This window comes from Synergistota bacterium (assembly GCA_025060595.1).
Classification (GTDB): Bacteria; Synergistota; GBS-1; order GBS-1; family GBS-1; genus 42-11.
Genome location: JANXBX010000018.1, coordinates 1 through 16241, shown reverse-complemented (window position 1 = coordinate 16241; position 16241 = coordinate 1). Strand labels below are relative to the sequence as shown.

The window sequence follows — 16241 nt, the reverse complement described above, 5'->3', positions numbered from 1 at the left end:
TCTTCCCATGATCTATATGCCCTATGGTACCTACGTTAACATGCGGCTTCTTCCTTTCAAACTTCTCCTTAGCCATAATAAATCACCCTCCTTTTAAACTTAAAAAGTTTTATCTTTTCTTTGAGTTTGTTATCCCTAGAAGCAGAAGCTTTTCTGCAATTTCTGGGGGAACCTCTTCATATTTAGAGAATTTCATTGTATAAGTTGCTCTACCTTGCGTTTTAGAACGCAAGACAGTAGCATAACCGAACATTTCAGCTAAAGGAACCAAAGCTTTTACAATTCTTGTACTGCCTCTATGGTCTATTAATTCAATTTTTCCTCTTCTGCTAGTTAAATCTCCTATAACATCACCGATATACTGTTCTGGCAAAACAACTTCAACTTCCATTATTGGTTCTAGCAGGAAAGGATCTGCCTTTTTCATAGCTTCTTTGAAAGCTAAAGAAGCTGCTATCTTAAAGGCGAGTTCTGATGAATCTACTTCATGGTATGATCCATCGAAAACTATCACTTTAACACCTGTAACCATGTAGCCTGCAAGAACTCCAAAGGTTAAGGCTTCTTTTACTCCCTTTTCTATTGCAGGAATAAACTCCTTAGGTATACAACCTCCTACAGTATGGTCTTCAAACTCGAATCCAGTATGGCCGGGTAAAGGCTCCAGTCTTAGCCAAACATGACCATATTGTCCTCTTCCTCCACTTTGTCTTATGAACTTGCCTTCCGCTTCAGCAACATTTCTTATAGATTCTTTATAGGCAACCTGAGGTTTCCCAAGCTTTATTCCAACATTAAACTCTCTAACAAGTCTATCGGCAATTATCTCCAAATGAAGTTCTCCCATTCCCCATATTAATGTTTGACCAGTTTCTTCATCATATCTAACTCTAAAAGTTGGATCTTCTTCAGCAAGCCACTGGAGTGTTTCAGCAAGTTTAACCTGATCAGCTTGAGTTTTAGGCTCTATAGCCATGGAAACTACAGGCTCAGGAAAAGTCATTTTTTCAAGCAATATAGGATGGTTTGGATCACTTAATGTGTCTCCAGTTATAGTGAATCTTAAAGCAGGTATAGCAATTATCATTCCAGGCCCAGCTTCTTTTATATCCTCACGCTTATTCGCATGCATTCTTAAAATCCTTGAAACCCTTTCTCTTTTGTCCTTTGTGACATTATAGACGTAGTTCCCTGCACTGATAGTTCCAGAGTATATTCTACAAAAGACAAGTTTACCTACATACGGGTCCACCATTACCTTAAAAGCTAGAGCTGAAAATGGTTCGTTATCGAATGGTTTCCTTTCCTCAATCCGGTTGGTAAGAGGATTGATTCCCCTTACAGGAGGAATATCTATAGGAGATGGTAGATAGTCAATAACGGCGTCAAGGAGTGGCTGAACCCCCTTATTTTTAAAGGAAGAACCGCATAATACTGGAACAAGTTTTAGCTCTAAGGTAGCTTTCCTTAAGGCCGCTTTAATCTCGTTTTCTGAAATAGGCTGCTCAGCTAGATATTTTTCTGCTATATTATCGTCAAATTCTGCCACAGCCGAGATAAGCTCCTCTCTTTTTTCTATAGCTTGATCTAAAAGCTCTGATGGTATATCCACATAAACATATTGAGTTCCGAGTTCGTCAAGATAAACAAGGGCTTTCATTTTTAAAAGATCTACAATGCCCTTGAAATCCTCTTCTATACCTAAAGGAATTTGGGTAGGAACCGCTTTGGCCCCCAGTTTTGCCCTCATCTGCTCTATAACGCCTTCAAAATCTGCCCCTACTCTATCCATTTTATTAATATATGCTATACGTGGAACGTGGTACTTATCGGCTTGTCGCCATACAGTTTCAGATTGGGGTTCCACTCCTCCAACAGCACAAAAGATAGCTATAACTCCATCTAAAACGCGAAGAGATCTTTCTACTTCTACAGTGAAATCCACATGGCCGGGCGTATCGATAATGTTTATACAATAACCTTTCCAATAACAAGTAGTAGCAGCTGCTGTTATGGTTATGCCTCTTTCCTGCTCCTGAATCATCCAGTCCATTGTAGCGGTGCCTTCATCAACTTCTCCCATTCTACGAATCCTACCTGTGTAGAATAGAATTCTTTCTGTAGTGGTAGTTTTACCAGCATCTATATGAGCCGCTATTCCTATATTTCTTAGTTTTTCAATAGTATATTCTCTACCAGAAATAACTTCTTTCTCTGACATTTTACCTCCCTCTATTACCACCTGTAGTGTGCAAACGCACGGTTAGCTTCTGCCATCTTATGAACATCCTCTTTTTTCTTAATAGCTGCTCCCTCTCCCTTATAAGCATCTATAATCTCTTGAGCAAGCTTTTCAGCCATAGGTTTACCTTTTTTGTTTCTTGCAGCATGTATAATCCACCTGACTGCTAAAGATAATTGCCTATGGGGAGGAACTTCCACAGGAACTTGATAAGTTGCTCCTCCAACTCTGCGAGGTCTAACCTCAAGAACAGGTTTAACATTTTCAACAGCCTTTTCTAAAATCTCAAGAGGTGACTTTTTCAATTTTTCCTCAATAATTTTCATTGTCTCATAAAAAATCCACTCTGCAGTCATTTTTTTTCCATCCCACATAATGTAGTTTATAAACTTTGTTACAAGAGGACTTCCGTAAATCGGATCAGGTTGTAAGGTTCTCCTTTCGACTTTACCCTTTCTTGGCATTGTTTCCTACACTCCTTCCTTACTTTTTAGGTCTTTTTACACCATATTTTGAACGAGATTGCTTTCTTCCTTCGACACCTGCCGCATCTAACGTGCCCCTTATTATATGGTATCTGACACCAGGTAAATCTTTAACACGTCCTCCTCTAATTAAAACTACAGAGTGTTCTTGCAAGTTGTGTCCTATACCAGGAATGTAGGCTGTAACCTCTATGCCATTTGTAAGCCTAACCCTTGCGACTTTTCTTAAAGCAGAGTTTGGTTTTTTAGGCGTAACGGTATAAACTCTTGTACATACACCCCTTTTCTGAGGACAACCTTGAAGAGCGGGAGCCTTAGATTTGCTCTTCTTAGGTTTTCGTCCCTCTTTTACTAGCTGATTTATAGTTGGCACACTTCTTCCCTCCTTCATGAGCATTTCTTAGGAAGCCTTTCCAATTTTACCAAGGGGATGCTTTTCTGTCAACAAAATTATCTAGGAATTTTAATTAATTTTAAGAGTGTAGATGGAAGTTACGTCATCTACCTCATGATGAGGTAGATGACGTAACTTCTTTTTCTGCGGGAGAAGAAACGAGAGCTCCTAGGTAATAAAATATTGTTGAAGTGATAAGGCCCGGAACCACACTATAGATAAATAATTTTTTATAAAAGAAAGCCTCCCATATCATGCATGTGACTATTGCACTCAACATTGAAAGAATTGCCCCCGTTTTAGATGGATTTCTTGAGTAGAGTCCAGCAAGTAAGGGGACAAGAAAGGTAGAGGTAATAACTGAGAAGGCTGAGCCAATTATGGTGACAATTATTCCAGGAGGATTTAAAGCTAAAATGGGAGAAATGAGTCCTAAAATAACAACAGATATTCTTGCGAGTTTAACATTTTTTGAGCCAAGGATGTCTTTGACTAAGGAGCTAGCTAAAACCATTAAATTAGAGTTTATAGTAGACATTGCAGCAGCTAAAGCGGCCACTAATACTAAAGAAGCAAATCCTTCCGAAAAAAGCTTCTTGGTAAGCATAGGAACTACAAGGTCAGGATCTTTAACTCCTTGGATAAAAAGATGCGCAAATGGTCCTATGGAAAATACTGTAACAGCAAAAAGTCCTATAAGTATAGGTGTTAAAAGCATTCCTTTTCTTATAACCTCTTTATCTTTAGCAGCATAGAATCTTATTATAAGTTGCGGGCTAGAAAGCTGAGCGACACTAATAGCGAATGTCAAACTTAACAAAAAGGGAATCATCATACCAGACTTAACTATTGGGGGAGGACCATATTCTCCTAAACTCATTAAAGCTTTTCCAGGTATTCCTCCTGGCAGAGTAATTTTAGATAATGCTTCTAGGCCAGCGGTAATTCCGCCCATTTTGTATACTATCGCTCCAAATAGAGATAGGGCGCCGAAAAGGAGGATTATACCTTGAACGAAATCTGTTAAAACAACAGCTCTAAAGCCACCTATAGAAGTATAAAGTATAACAGGTATGGCGACTAAGAATATTCCATACTCATAGGGGACCCCCATCATAACTTGAAGTAGGTTAGAAGATCCTTTATAAATAGAGATCATGTAAAAAGAGAAGAAGACAAGTACAACTAAAGAGGAAATGACTTGAAGTGCTTTACTGTTGTATCTAACAAGAAAGAACTCGGGTATAGTTAATATATTTTTTTCTTCAACAAACTCTTTAAGCTTAGGTGCTACAATTACCCAAGACAGTACTGCAAACAAGATGTGAAACATAGTAAGGTAAGCGCTCCATCCAAATCCGAATATATAGCCAGAGCCTCCTCCTCCAAGAAGAGCACTAGTACTAAAATATGTTGCAAAGAAAGATAGAGAAACTAGCCAAGGGCCGAGCTTTCCTCCAGCTAGGAAGTATCCTCTTTCTCCCTCCTTTCTGTAACTTACAAAACCTATTATTAACATGGCCAGTGTGTAAACTACTAAAGCGATAATGTAACTCATAGTTCTTTACCTCCTTTTAAAGCATAGATGATTCCTCCAATTAAAAAAGCGACTGATAAAAAATAGCCCATTATTACTCCTATACTCATGATAAACACCTCCTTAAAAAGATTTAGGGGACCTTCAAGGCCCCCTTTTAGAAAAAACTATGGAGGCCTATCCCTTAGTTGGGACCTGCCTCCATGGTTTTAAAATCTTCTTTTTACGAACCATGGGATGGCAGGTGCCTATAACACCTGCCACCACCACTTATTTACATAAAATTTACACTTATATCTACTTCTTATTCTCTTTTGCTCCACCTTGCTCATCTCCTCTCTTCTAAGAAGAATTTAGCACTATAAATTCAAACAGTCAAGAGGTTTAATCACTTTTTAAAATGTTTTTTTCTAAGCAATCCTTACAAGTACCTCTTAAAGTTATTTGTATTTCCCTTATTTTATATCCTTTTTCTTCGGATTCCCTTTTTATGGACTCAAAAGGAGTGTTGCTAAGCATTACATCATGTATTTTGTTGCAGTTCATACAGAAAAGGTGTGTATGAAAAGCTACGTTGGGGTCTACTCTTATTTCTGTTTGATCAATAATTAATAAACTAACTATCCCTTTTTCTGCAAATAGCTTTAAAGTATTGTAGATAGTTGTTTTAGATAGTGTGGGAATCTTTGACGCCAGATCCTTATATATCATTTCTACAGTTGGGTGGTTTTTGTTATTCTGAAGATACTCAAAAATTTTTATTCTCTGATACGAAGGATTTATTCCTTTCTTTTTTAAAATTTCCTTAGAGCTTTCCATAAGCTCTTCACTTCCTTTCTATTTCCTCTATTTAAAAATTCTACCCGTTTTCAAATACCATAAAACAAAATCTAGATGAACCAGTGGAATATCTATTTTTTGCGAAAAATTTCTTAAAACTTCCTCTATTTCTAAATATTTTTTCTTTGATAAGCTTAACGTTATTCTTTCAATGAGCTTCATGTCTAACATAAAGCTTAATATATGCCTGTCAAGAATTGCTAAATTATCTCCTAGTCCTATATTTCTCAGAAAATGACTTGCTTCTTTATATCCTATTCCTTTAACGTTTTTAGTAAGCCATTCCCGCATTTTAAAAGGAGTTTCGCATGATGCCAAGATTTCCTTTATTTTTAACTTTCCAGAATAATTAAAGCTTTTCCTTGCTTCTATTATATAATAAGCCTTCTTAGTTTTAAATCTTATTCCTTTTAGTTCAGATAAAATTTCTTTTTCGTTACCATTTAAAATTAACTCTTTACTTTTAAGACTTTCTACCGCTTTCCAACATGTTTCTGCTCTTGATTGAGGAGTCAAAAGACAAAAGACAAGCTCTTCCCATAAACGTTCATCATTTTCTTCAAACCATACTTTTCTAAAAGAGTTTAGTTTATCTTCAATTTCAGGAAAGAGTTTCCAATGTAGGTGTTTTAGTTCAATTATCTCTATTTTCTTCATTAATTTCACTAAAGTTGTTGGAGGTCAAGTTTTCTAGCCTGATTCCAAATTCTTTCGAGATCGAAAAATAATCTTCCTTCCGGTGTAAATATGTGGACAACAACATTTCCATAGTCGAGTAAAGTCCATCTTCCTCCTTTTTTCCCTTCTACTCCCCAGGCAAAAATTCCATCTCTTTTAAGTTCAAATTCTAACTCTTCTGCGAGAGCTTCAAGATGAGTTTCTGAGCGTCCTGTACATATTACGAAAAAGTCTGTAATGTAATTTAGATCACTAAGGTCAAGAATTATAATATCCTCTCCCTTGTGTTTTTCTAAAATGCTAACGACTTTTTTAAGAATTTCTCTTGTAGGTGCCTTCATTTTTTCATATCCTTTCCTAATATTACTGTTATTGAAGCCTGCGACTCCTTTTTCTCACTCGATGAAATTCCATAACCTAATATCTCGACTATCTTTTTAGCAATAGCGTAATTCTGACCAGTGTTATCTATGACCTTTGTTACAGGATAATCAAGTCTTTCAGCGTTGCCCATCTTTATAACCTTATATCCATAAGCTTCTAGAATTTTAGCTACATGAGTAGCTGCACCTAATATCCCATTTCCGTTAAGTACTTCTATAGTTAGAATTTCTTCTTGTGTACTAATTAAATCTTCTTCTCCAAGTATAATTTTTTTCCTAATTAAACTTAGTTTTTCTAAGTCTGGCAACCAGTAAGAAACTCCATCAATAGATCCCGGGGTTCCAGGAACTATTTCCCATTTTATAGATGTTAAATCGAACCCCTTGAAGAAGGATATTAAGTATATAATTTGTTCAGGAGTTAGGTCAGTTTTAACAAATCTTATAGCATCTATAGCTATTGAAGGAAGTTTGTTTAGTATATCTTCTTTTTTAAGCTTATCGACTATAGCTTCTATAAACCTTTTCTGTCTTTTAATCCTCCCTATGTCTCCTTCTGGATCGTTTCTGAATCTGACGTATTGTAAGGCTTTGTTCCCATCAAGTCTCTGATATCCTTTTTTAAGGTTTATATAAAACCCTGCCCACTTGTCAGTGTATCTCATGTCTTTCTCTATATATAACTCAACCCCTCCTATGAGATCGATAATACGAACAAAACCTTGGTAGTCCATACTTACGTAATGGTTTATCCTAATAGCTAGGAACTCTTCTATGCTATCCTTTAAAAGACTAATACCTCCGTAAGCATAGGCATGATTTATCTTTGTCCATCCTCTGTTTGGAATGCGAACTCTTGTATCTCTCGGTATAGATATTACTCCTATTTTTCTTTTATTTAAGTCAAGAGTTATTAAAGCTATAACATCTGCTCTATGAGAACCTTCAACGCTATCTATCCCGACAAAAAGTATGTTTAAAGGTTTGGTTTCGTCTTGAACAAGAGAAGCCTTTACTGCATTAATATCGGGATTAAGGAAACTATAAAGACGTATTCCTCCTCCAACAATGACTCCTATGAGGGCAAGAGCTATAAATATCACCTTTGATTCAAAGATAGATCTCATCACCATTGTTCTACCCTCCATAGTCATTATATCAGATATAACCCTCTCTTTCTAATATAATCTTCAACCAAAGGTGGAACTATATATTTTATGCTCTCCCCTCGCCGAACTCGTTTTCTTATATCTGTGGAAGAAATAGGGGGGGATGGGATTTTAACTATGTCTATTTTATCTAAAAATTCTTGGGGAAGTCTTTCTTTAACAAGATCTAAATTATAGCCAGTGCGGGTGACTGCTATGAATCTGCATATTTTTAACAGCTCTTCTGGTTCTTTCCAATTTTGAAGATCTAAAATTATATCTATACCTGTTATAAAAAAAAGTTCTGTATTACTGCCTAACATTTCTTTCATTTCTCTCACAGTATATATACTATAAGAGACACCTTCTCTATCTATTTCTATTCTGGAGGCTTCGAAATAGGGATTATCTAAGGTAGCTAATAGAACCATCATGTATCTATCTTCTGGCGCGCTAAGGTTTTTACCAATTTTATGAGGCGGGATTTTGGCAGGTACAAATATAACTTTATCCAAAGAAAAAATCTGACGTACTTCCTCAGCAGCTATAAGGTGTCCGTAATGTATTGGATCAAATGTTCCACCCATTATGCCTACTCTTTTCATAATTTAACCCTCTTTATATTCAAACTCTATATTTCCAATTCTAACAATATCTCCTTCTTTAATGCCTAGCTCTTTCAACCTATCTTCTATACCAATCTTTTTGATTGCTTTTTGAAATTTCATTAAAGCCTCTTCGCTTTCGAATAGAGTTGTAGAAACAATATGTTCTACTTCATCACCTTCTACAATAAAGACATTTCCATCCTTGTAAACTTTTATAGGCTTAACTTGAGGAATATAGTCTATTTTCTCGCGAGGAATTTCCTTCGGAATTTCATCAAGTTTTCTGAGTATTATGTTTATAAGTTCCTTTAACCCTTCTTTTTTAAGAGCAGAAATAGCTAAAAATTCATAGCCTTTCTCGTTAAATAGACTTCTTAAGTATCTCACTTTTTCTTCTTCAGGTACTAAATCGAGTTTGTTACCCACAACTATCTGGGGTTTATACATAAGTTTTGAGGAGTAATTCCTCATTTCGTCTATTATAATTTCGAAATTTTTCACTATCTCATTTAAAGGTAAGGAAATATCAACAACATGAAGTAGTAACTTAGTTCGCTCTAAATGTTTTAGAAAATCTATACCTAATCCTCTTCCTTTACTTGCTCCTTCTATAAGACCAGGTATATCTGCTAATATAATTTTCTCGCCATTTTCAATTTCCATCGCTCCAAGGACAGGAGATAAAGTAGTAAAGGGATAATTTGCTATTTTAGGTTTAGCGTTCGATAAGACAGAGATTAAAGTAGATTTACCCACATTAGGTAAACCGACAATTCCAACATCAGCTATTATTTTTAGCTCTAGTATAACCCATCGAGCCTCTCCCTTTTCCCCTTTTTCAGCTATCCGTGGAGCCTGGTTTGTAGGGGACTTAAAATAAGCGTTTCCACGTCCTCCTCGTCCGCCTTTAGCAACTATGAACTTTTCTCCAGGTACTAAAAGATCAGCCATGACCTTTCCTGTTTCCACATCTCTAACTATAGTTCCAGGAGGGACTTTTATAATAATGTCCTCGCCATCTTTGCCTTTTTTATTTCCACTTCCGCCGTGTTCTCCATCTTCCGCCTTAAAATGCTTTTTATATCGAAAATCTGATAAAGTAGAAAGGGAGGAACATACTAACAGAACAACATCTCCCCCCTTTCCACCATCTCCTCCGTCAGGACCTCCACGAGGAACATATTTCTCTTTTCTGAAGCTTATAGCTCCGTTTCCGCCTTTTCCTCCTTCTACATATATTTTGACTAGATCTATCATCCAGTTAAAGTTGTTTCAGGATAAACACTGACTTTCTTTCTCGTTTTGTCAAGCCTTTCAAACTTCACATAGCCATCAATAAGAGCATAAAGTGTAAAATCATCACCTATTCCTACGTTTTTACCAGGATGAAATTTGGTTCCTCTTTGACGAACAATTATATTTCCAGCCCTCACAAACTGAAGATCGTATCTTTTGACTCCCAACCTTTTTCCACAACTATCTCTCCCATTTTGACTGCTTCCACCGCCTTTCTTATGAGCGAAAAGTTGGAGATCCATTATTTTGACTCACCTCCTCAAGCTTGACATATTTTGGATAATTTTTACTTATTTCTTTTAAACCTTTCAGAAATATTGATAAAACGAATTTACTTTTTTCATCAGCCGGAAATTTAAAATTTAGAACTCCTTTTCTTTTTTCCAAATATAAGCTTTTTCCATATTCGTCTTCAAGCCACAAAATAAAGGTTTGTAACAAAGCGGAAATAGCCGCACATACTATATCCTTACCTTCTTCAGCATAACCTGTATGTCCATTTGCCAATATATTGATCATGTCCTTATCGTAGAAAAGAGTTATTCTAAGCATAAAGGTTTAGGAAACAAAAATATCTTCTACTTCTATTTTTGTAAACGGTTGACGATGTCCCCTTTTCCTCCTATAATTCTTTTTTCTCTTATATTTAAAAATAATAACCTTCTTATTTTTCCCGTGTTCTAAAATTTTAGCCTTTACCCTTGCTCCTTCAATATATGGATTTCCCACGATGCTCCGCCCATCCAACTTTACAAATAACACCTTATCAATATTTACTTCCTCTCCCTCAGGAGCCCTCATTTTTTCAACTTTAATTATGGCTCCCTTTTCAATTACATATTGCTTTCCTCCTATCTCAATTATCGCATACATTATAGTCTAACCCCCTTTTTGCAATACCGAAATTGCTTGCAAGATTCTATCATGGCACATTTGGGCTTGTCAAGGCACTCAGAACTAGACAAGATTTTTAGAACTTCTTCACCTATAGGCGTTTTTCCATCAGCCAGGTAGTAAGCAAGATGGGCATGAAGACACTTCACTCCTTCAGGTTCAGTAACTCCACCGATTCCTCTTTCTTCGATTACTTCTAAATAAGAGTGAAATTTAAGCTTTAAAAAATTTCTAATTTTTTCACTTAAAAGGGCAGCTCTCTTTTCCGCATAAGCTTTATTAGCCTCTTTAAGCTTTTTTCTTAAATCAGCATTAGTTTCTATCTTATTTAGAAGATCCGAGATCATACCCTTACTTTCAAGATCCCCCACACGTTTATTAAGATATGGACAGGTTAGCCAGTAAAGTGTGGGGAATGGTTTACCTTTTTTTAATGGGTAACATAAAATAACCTGCGGATATCCCCAGCTGCATCTTTTAGCAACATTTAAAAAGCCAGATATTTTTTTACTTATTTGCCATCTTACTATTTTAAGATCCTTTAAATATTCTGAGCCACCATGGTACATTGATTTTAATTAAATATTCAAATCTTTTCTTATAAGCATTAGCTATATTGAGATCATAAATGACTATTAAGTTTTCCTCGTTTTTTTCCTCCGCTGTAGCTGTCCAGTTGTAACTACCAGTTATAACAATTTTATTGTCTATAACACAAAATTTATTATGCATTAAACCTGGCATTCTATCGTAAACAACAAATATGCCCCTTTTCTTAAGAAAAAGCCCCTTTGAGTATTTGTTTTGTGCTTCTTGACCATCAAGCAGGATTCTTATTTTAACCCCCCTTTCGTATGCTTTAACTAAAGCCCATGCGATTTTTGAATTAGTAAAAGTATACATTGCTAAATCTATTGATTCCTGAGCCATGTCTATTAGTTCTATTATTCTCTTTTCACAGCCACCTTTAGGACTAAAATATACCTCAATGCTTAAAGAGAAAGCAGTATTATTGATGTAAAAAACTATAAAAATTATTAGGGCTAACTTCCTTAAAAAGGCGCTAACCTTTTTCATTATTTCTAATCTCAAACTGAGTTAAAATAATTTTAAACTCTTTTCCAAAATATCTTTTAATGGACTCGAGTTTATCAAAAGGTTTATTAAAAATACCAAATATTGTTGAACCGCTTCCTGACATCATAGCAAGTAAGGCACCTTCTTCTAAAAGCTTTTCTTTAATACTTCTTAGCATAGGATAACGCTCAAAAACGGGTTTTTCTAAATCATTTTTAAGGTTATTTTTGAGAAATTCCCATTTTCTTTTTTTAAAAGCTTCTATTATTTTTAATATATCTGGAGGTTGGGAATAAGGAGGAGTTAGCCATGAATAAACTTTTTTCGTTTCTAGACCAAAACTTGGAATTATCAATATAATGTCTAAATCTTTATCTAAACAAAAATTTAACTCTTTGATTTTTTCCCCTCTACCGAAAGAAAGACAAAAACCTCCTTTTATAAAAAATGGAACATCACTGCCTATTGAAGAAGCTAGCTTTAAAAGCTTTTCCTCATCTAGTTTTATACCTTTTAGATTTAAAAAAGCTTTTATAGCAGCAGCAGCATCTGAACTTCCACCACCCAATCCGGCTTTTATAGGAATCCTCTTAATTAAAAGTATTTTAACTCCTTCTGGAGAATTAATTTCCTTCTTTACCTCTAGAATGGCTTTTGTTATTGTATTATCCCCGTTTATTTCAGCTCCTTTAACAGATATTAAAACATCATTGTCTTCCCATATTAGCAGATCATCTTTTAAAGTAATTTCATGCATAAAAGTAATTATTTCATGATAGCCATCCTCTCTTTTGCCTAAAACCCAAAGGCCTAAATTTATCTTAGCAAAAGCTTCTTTTTTTAAAGGAGTTTTTGATGGGTAGAGCACAGTTCAACCTCCACTTCTCTTGTAAGAAGCTCTGCATAACTATAAGAGATTTTATGACCTGCTTCTATCACTTTTATAGTAAATAAGCAGGGATAAGTTTCTTCTATCACACCATATTTTTCTTCTATTCTTTTTCTTCCTTTATTTGCTCTTATTTTAACCCTTTCTCCAAGATGAGCTTCTATTATTTTTCTTATTTCACTTAAGGAGTTTTTCACTTATCTCACCACCTCTTGACTTTTCTCCTCTTTTAACTCAATCCTTACATGCGGTGGTCTTAAAGCCTAATTTGAATCTTTCAATTGGTAAGCTTGTTGTTTTTTTGTTCTTTCTAGATAATAGGAATAGGATTGATAATCTTTCAAAATTTCAAATGGGAGTAGGAAAATAACTTAAATCAGCTCCTCTTTAAGTATCCACTAACATTTGTAAATTATGAGTATTCATCGCATTAATATCAAGAAGCTATTCTAGAACTTACGTATTTTCTACTTATATAGACAACAACTGAAGAAATAAAAATAAAGCAATAATAAACCTATCTTGTCTGCTGTAGTAAACCTCTTTCTCTGTAAAACGCTTCGGCACCTTCATGTAGAGGGGTACTTACTCCTTTTAAAGCTAAATCAAGACTTATAAATTTAGCTCTAGGATGAACATATCCTATTTCACCTAAAGAGTCAAAAACTACTTTAACCATTTTATAAACTAGATCAGATGGAATTGTTGAAAGCCCAATCCACATAGCCATGACGGATAAGGTTTTTACTTCTTCATCCTGTCCTTTGTAGGTTCTAGCAGGAATTGTGTTCCGAACGAACCAAGCATGTTTTTTTTCAAGTTTTTTAATAAGCTCCTCACTTAAAGATAGCAAGCGAATTTCTTTTGTTGCTGCTATATCTTCAATTGCTGGTGCTGGATAGCCTACTGTGTAAAAGAAAGCGTCTAATTTACCATCTTTCATGCGTTGAGCTGCTAAACTGCTCTCTAAATAATTAACCTCCATATCTTTGTAGGAAAGCCCAACTTCTTCAAGTATTAATCTTACGTTTATTTCTGTCCCACTACCAATTTCTCCGACAGCTACTCTCTTACCTTTTAATCCATAGATGTTTTTGATCTCGGAAGATTTGAGTGTCACTATATGAACTATCTCAGGATATAAAGAAGCAAAAACTCTAATGTTGGTGAAAGGCTTTTTAAAAAGATATAAACCATTGTATGCCCAGTTAACTACATCGTTTTGAGCGAAAGCCATCTCTGCTTCTCCTCTACCAAGTAAAAGGCAATTAGCTACAGAAGCTTGGCCTGTTTCCGTTATCACGTAGACTTCAGAAATATTCCTATTTATTACATTAGATATTGCGTTTCCTATAGGATAGTAAGTTCCTCCTATGCTTCCTGTAACTAGAGATAAATATACCTTACCTGCAAAACTGTTTGATGATATATTGAATATTACAAAGAAAATAGTTACAAAAAGTAAAAGCCTGGAATAATACATTTCTTTCTTTAAATAATATCGAAACTTAACTCGCTTCCAACTCCTATATCGATAAAACCAGGATATCTAGAGAGAAGATAGGTAAGAGGGCCGGAACAATGGCAAGGAGCTAATATGCTTACTTCTTCTCTTGAAATTAAATGCACAGTTTTTAAAAGTTCTTCCTGGAGTTGATCAATACCATGAAAGCCACCGACTATAGCGTAAATGTTTTTAATTTCTAGTATTTCTTTAGCATGATCTATTATATTTAGGATCCCACTATGTCCACATCCTGTTAATATTATCCCACCTTCTTTGCCTTTTAGGTAAAGAGCTGTATCATCCATAACTTCGTCTATTATACTCCCATTTGATTCATCTCTAACAGGATGAATAGGATTTCCTTCTTTACGAGGTATGCTGCCTGAAAACCATATTCCATCATAAAGCATAAAAGGTTCATACTTTAAGATCAACTTAGCTTTCATATCTCTTAGATCATTTTCTGTTGAATTCATCTTTATATCTCCCTTTCTGTTAAAGGCCAAAGGGTGTATTACAACAGGGATCTCCTTTTTGCCTATATAGTCTAATATAGGAACTATATCATTACCGTGATCGTGGTGTCCGTGAGATATAACTATCATTTCTACATCTTTAATATTTTTCCCAAGCAATGAAGCATTGTAAATCAGGCTCTCCCAGTTAGGTCCAGTATCGTACAGGATTTTAAAACTGTTTTCTATCTCAATAAGCATAGATAAACCATGTTTGCCTATAGCCCCATAAGGTAGTCTCTTAACTTTATTTTCAATTAAAATTGTTATCTTTGTTTTCATAGCCCCAGTACCTCTGCAATGTTTGACATTGCTATGAGTCCTATAGAAATAAACTCTTCAAGTGTTAACCCAAAACTTTCACAACTTTTAATTTGATTCCTATCTGCACCGGCAGCAAATCTCTTTTCTTTAAACCTTTTCATTATAAAAGTAGTATCAATAGAGGAAAGCTTTTTATCAGGATGTATAAGTGCCGCTGCTACCACTAGTCCACTTAGTGGGTCAGTTGCATATAAAGCTTTTTCTAATAGCGTTTGTGGTTCCCAACCAGGATGACAAGCGTGAGCTATTATAGCTTTAGCCATATTATTAGGAATAGTAAAACCTTCCTCTTTAAGTATTTCAACCGTTCTAAAACCGTGCTTTTCAAAATTAGATTTCGTTTCCATATAGTCCAGATCGTGAAGTAATCCTGTTAAAGCCCACTCCTTTTCATCTTCTCTGAGTCTATTAGCAAGTGCTTTCATAATTGCTTCAGTAGCAAATAGGTGTTTCTTGATACTCCCATCTGTAATATACTTATCTATAAGAGTTAAAGCACTTTCTCTTGTAATTTTGTTCAATTTGATTTCCTCCTTTACTATATAATAACTCCATAATAAAGTCCTGTCAAGCATAAAAATATTAGTGTGACTTATTTTTATATAAAAATAATCAAAAATTTAAATATAACGTAGAACTTTAAGGTTTAATTTTTAATAGCTTTTTAATGGAAAACACCCCCTTTCCTTATACGAAGGTAGGTAAGTTTTATCAATGAAAAACTTTGGGCCTTAATACAAGATTTTTAACTTTAATAAAAATTTGATTATGTTTCACTTTTACTTCTACATTATGCTTTAACTCAAGAATTTTTCATAGAAATTCTCATAAGAGTTTATTAACTACAGCTTCTACGCTGACGTTTTTTAAAAAAGTTATAAAGTGCATTCTCTTGATAAATTATAACCGGATCTGACAACTATTATTAATCAGTATTTTCGTTTATGAAAGGGCTTCTAGCAAGAATTAAATCTGAAGGTTTTGTAACGTGTTTAAACTATCTACCTATAAGTAGTATTTAAGCCGTCTTAACTACAGTCTCAAGGGTTTATACTTTTCATGAAACTATATTTGAAGAAAAAGTTAGTTTTTGAACTTCCTTATGAACATCCTAAAACTGGTTGCAGTTTATCATTACAGGAACATTTTAGTTTCAATAAACTTTATTACTTATTATTTTACTTCTGTTATCACAGTTTAGCATGGATAGTATAGGTTCTAACAGATATTTTTGGTCTACCTCCGTCTTTTTTAATAAAGAGATATATTTTGCTAAAATATCAATAATTCTATAGTTGAGTTCAGTGTTTAATTTTTAATCATATCCTTCAAAAACTTTTAATATAGATTTTCTCGATAATGTTACCGCTTATGATTGAGGCTGTAGCTACCGTTAGTATCATTAACCATTCTGATAGGCTTAA

The 16241-nt window shown here is 34.8% G+C and carries 20 protein-coding genes; all 20 read right to left on the bottom strand.

Going from position 1 to position 16241, the window contains the following annotated elements; translation table 11 throughout:
- Nucleotides 1-109 precede the first annotated feature (109 nt).
- Nucleotides 110-2221, bottom strand: coding sequence for an elongation factor G (gene fusA, locus NZ900_09475; GenBank protein MCS7234311.1), 2112 nt, complete (start codon nt 2219-2221; stop codon nt 110-112).
- Between the two features lie 14 nt (nt 2222-2235).
- On the bottom strand, nt 2236-2706 hold the full coding sequence (rpsG, locus tag NZ900_09470; GenBank protein ID MCS7234310.1) for a 30S ribosomal protein S7: 471 nt from the start codon (nt 2704-2706) through the stop codon (nt 2236-2238).
- A 19-nt stretch (nt 2707-2725) separates the two neighbouring features.
- A complete protein-coding gene (gene rpsL, locus NZ900_09465) occupies nt 2726-3100 on the bottom strand; it encodes a 30S ribosomal protein S12 (protein MCS7234309.1) in 375 nt (124 codons plus the stop codon).
- A gap of 133 nt (nt 3101-3233) precedes the next feature.
- Entirely contained in the window at nt 3234-4679 is a 1446-nt protein-coding gene (locus tag NZ900_09460) for a sodium/solute symporter (protein MCS7234308.1), read from the bottom strand.
- 363 nt (nt 4680-5042) lie between these two features.
- Nucleotides 5043-5477, bottom strand: coding sequence for a transcriptional repressor (locus tag NZ900_09455; GenBank protein ID MCS7234307.1), 435 nt, complete (start codon nt 5475-5477; stop codon nt 5043-5045).
- Between the two features lie 27 nt (nt 5478-5504).
- Nucleotides 5505-6155, bottom strand: coding sequence for an N-glycosylase/DNA lyase (locus NZ900_09450; GenBank protein ID MCS7234306.1), 651 nt, complete (start codon nt 6153-6155; stop codon nt 5505-5507).
- A gap of 8 nt (nt 6156-6163) precedes the next feature.
- Entirely contained in the window at nt 6164-6517 is a 354-nt protein-coding gene (rsfS, locus tag NZ900_09445; GenBank protein MCS7234305.1) for a ribosome silencing factor, read from the bottom strand.
- A complete protein-coding gene (locus NZ900_09440) occupies nt 6514-7692 on the bottom strand; it encodes an LCP family protein (GenBank protein ID MCS7234304.1) in 1179 nt (392 codons plus the stop codon). The genes rsfS and NZ900_09440 overlap by 4 nt, the downstream gene beginning before the upstream one ends.
- A gap of 20 nt (nt 7693-7712) precedes the next feature.
- Nucleotides 7713-8312 (bottom strand): nicotinate-nucleotide adenylyltransferase, encoded by a 600-nt coding sequence (gene nadD, locus NZ900_09435; GenBank protein ID MCS7234303.1) that lies wholly within the window; start codon nt 8310-8312, stop codon nt 7713-7715.
- Nucleotides 8313-8315: 3 nt separating this feature from the next.
- Nucleotides 8316-9572, bottom strand: a complete 1257-nt coding sequence (gene obgE, locus NZ900_09430) for a GTPase ObgE (GenBank protein MCS7234302.1) — start codon at nt 9570-9572, stop codon at nt 8316-8318.
- Complete coding sequence (rpmA, locus tag NZ900_09425; GenBank protein ID MCS7234301.1) at nt 9569-9853, bottom strand: 50S ribosomal protein L27; 285 nt, start codon at nt 9851-9853, stop codon at nt 9569-9571. The genes obgE and rpmA overlap by 4 nt, the downstream gene beginning before the upstream one ends.
- Nucleotides 9828-10163 (bottom strand): ribosomal-processing cysteine protease Prp, encoded by a 336-nt coding sequence (locus NZ900_09420; GenBank protein MCS7234300.1) that lies wholly within the window; start codon nt 10161-10163, stop codon nt 9828-9830. Before NZ900_09420 ends, rpmA begins: the two co-directional genes overlap by 26 nt.
- A gap of 6 nt (nt 10164-10169) precedes the next feature.
- Nucleotides 10170-10484 (bottom strand): 50S ribosomal protein L21, encoded by a 315-nt coding sequence (gene rplU, locus NZ900_09415; protein MCS7234299.1) that lies wholly within the window; start codon nt 10482-10484, stop codon nt 10170-10172.
- Nucleotides 10484-11074: a DUF501 domain-containing protein gene (locus NZ900_09410; GenBank protein MCS7234298.1), complete on the bottom strand. Its 591-nt coding sequence runs from the start codon at nt 11072-11074 to the stop codon at nt 10484-10486. Before NZ900_09410 ends, rplU begins: the two co-directional genes overlap by 1 nt.
- A complete protein-coding gene (locus NZ900_09405; GenBank protein MCS7234297.1) occupies nt 11037-11582 on the bottom strand; it encodes a phospholipase D family protein in 546 nt (181 codons plus the stop codon). Before NZ900_09405 ends, NZ900_09410 begins: the two co-directional genes overlap by 38 nt.
- Nucleotides 11569-12450, bottom strand: a complete 882-nt coding sequence (gene ispE / locus NZ900_09400) for a 4-(cytidine 5'-diphospho)-2-C-methyl-D-erythritol kinase (protein ID MCS7234296.1) — start codon at nt 12448-12450, stop codon at nt 11569-11571. Before ispE ends, NZ900_09405 begins: the two co-directional genes overlap by 14 nt.
- Nucleotides 12423-12668: a Veg family protein gene (locus NZ900_09395; GenBank protein ID MCS7234295.1), complete on the bottom strand. Its 246-nt coding sequence runs from the start codon at nt 12666-12668 to the stop codon at nt 12423-12425. The genes ispE and NZ900_09395 overlap by 28 nt, the downstream gene beginning before the upstream one ends.
- Before the next feature lie 320 nt (nt 12669-12988).
- Nucleotides 12989-13954 (bottom strand): TAXI family TRAP transporter solute-binding subunit, encoded by a 966-nt coding sequence (locus NZ900_09390; GenBank protein ID MCS7234294.1) that lies wholly within the window; start codon nt 13952-13954, stop codon nt 12989-12991.
- Between the two features lie 8 nt (nt 13955-13962).
- Complete coding sequence (locus NZ900_09385) at nt 13963-14775, bottom strand: MBL fold metallo-hydrolase (protein MCS7234293.1); 813 nt, start codon at nt 14773-14775, stop codon at nt 13963-13965.
- The gene (locus NZ900_09380; GenBank protein ID MCS7234292.1) at nt 14772-15329 is read right to left on the bottom strand and encodes an HDIG domain-containing protein; all 558 of its coding nucleotides are present in this window, start codon (nt 15327-15329) and stop codon (nt 14772-14774) included. Before NZ900_09380 ends, NZ900_09385 begins: the two co-directional genes overlap by 4 nt.
- Nucleotides 15330-16241: the final 912 nt, after the last annotated feature.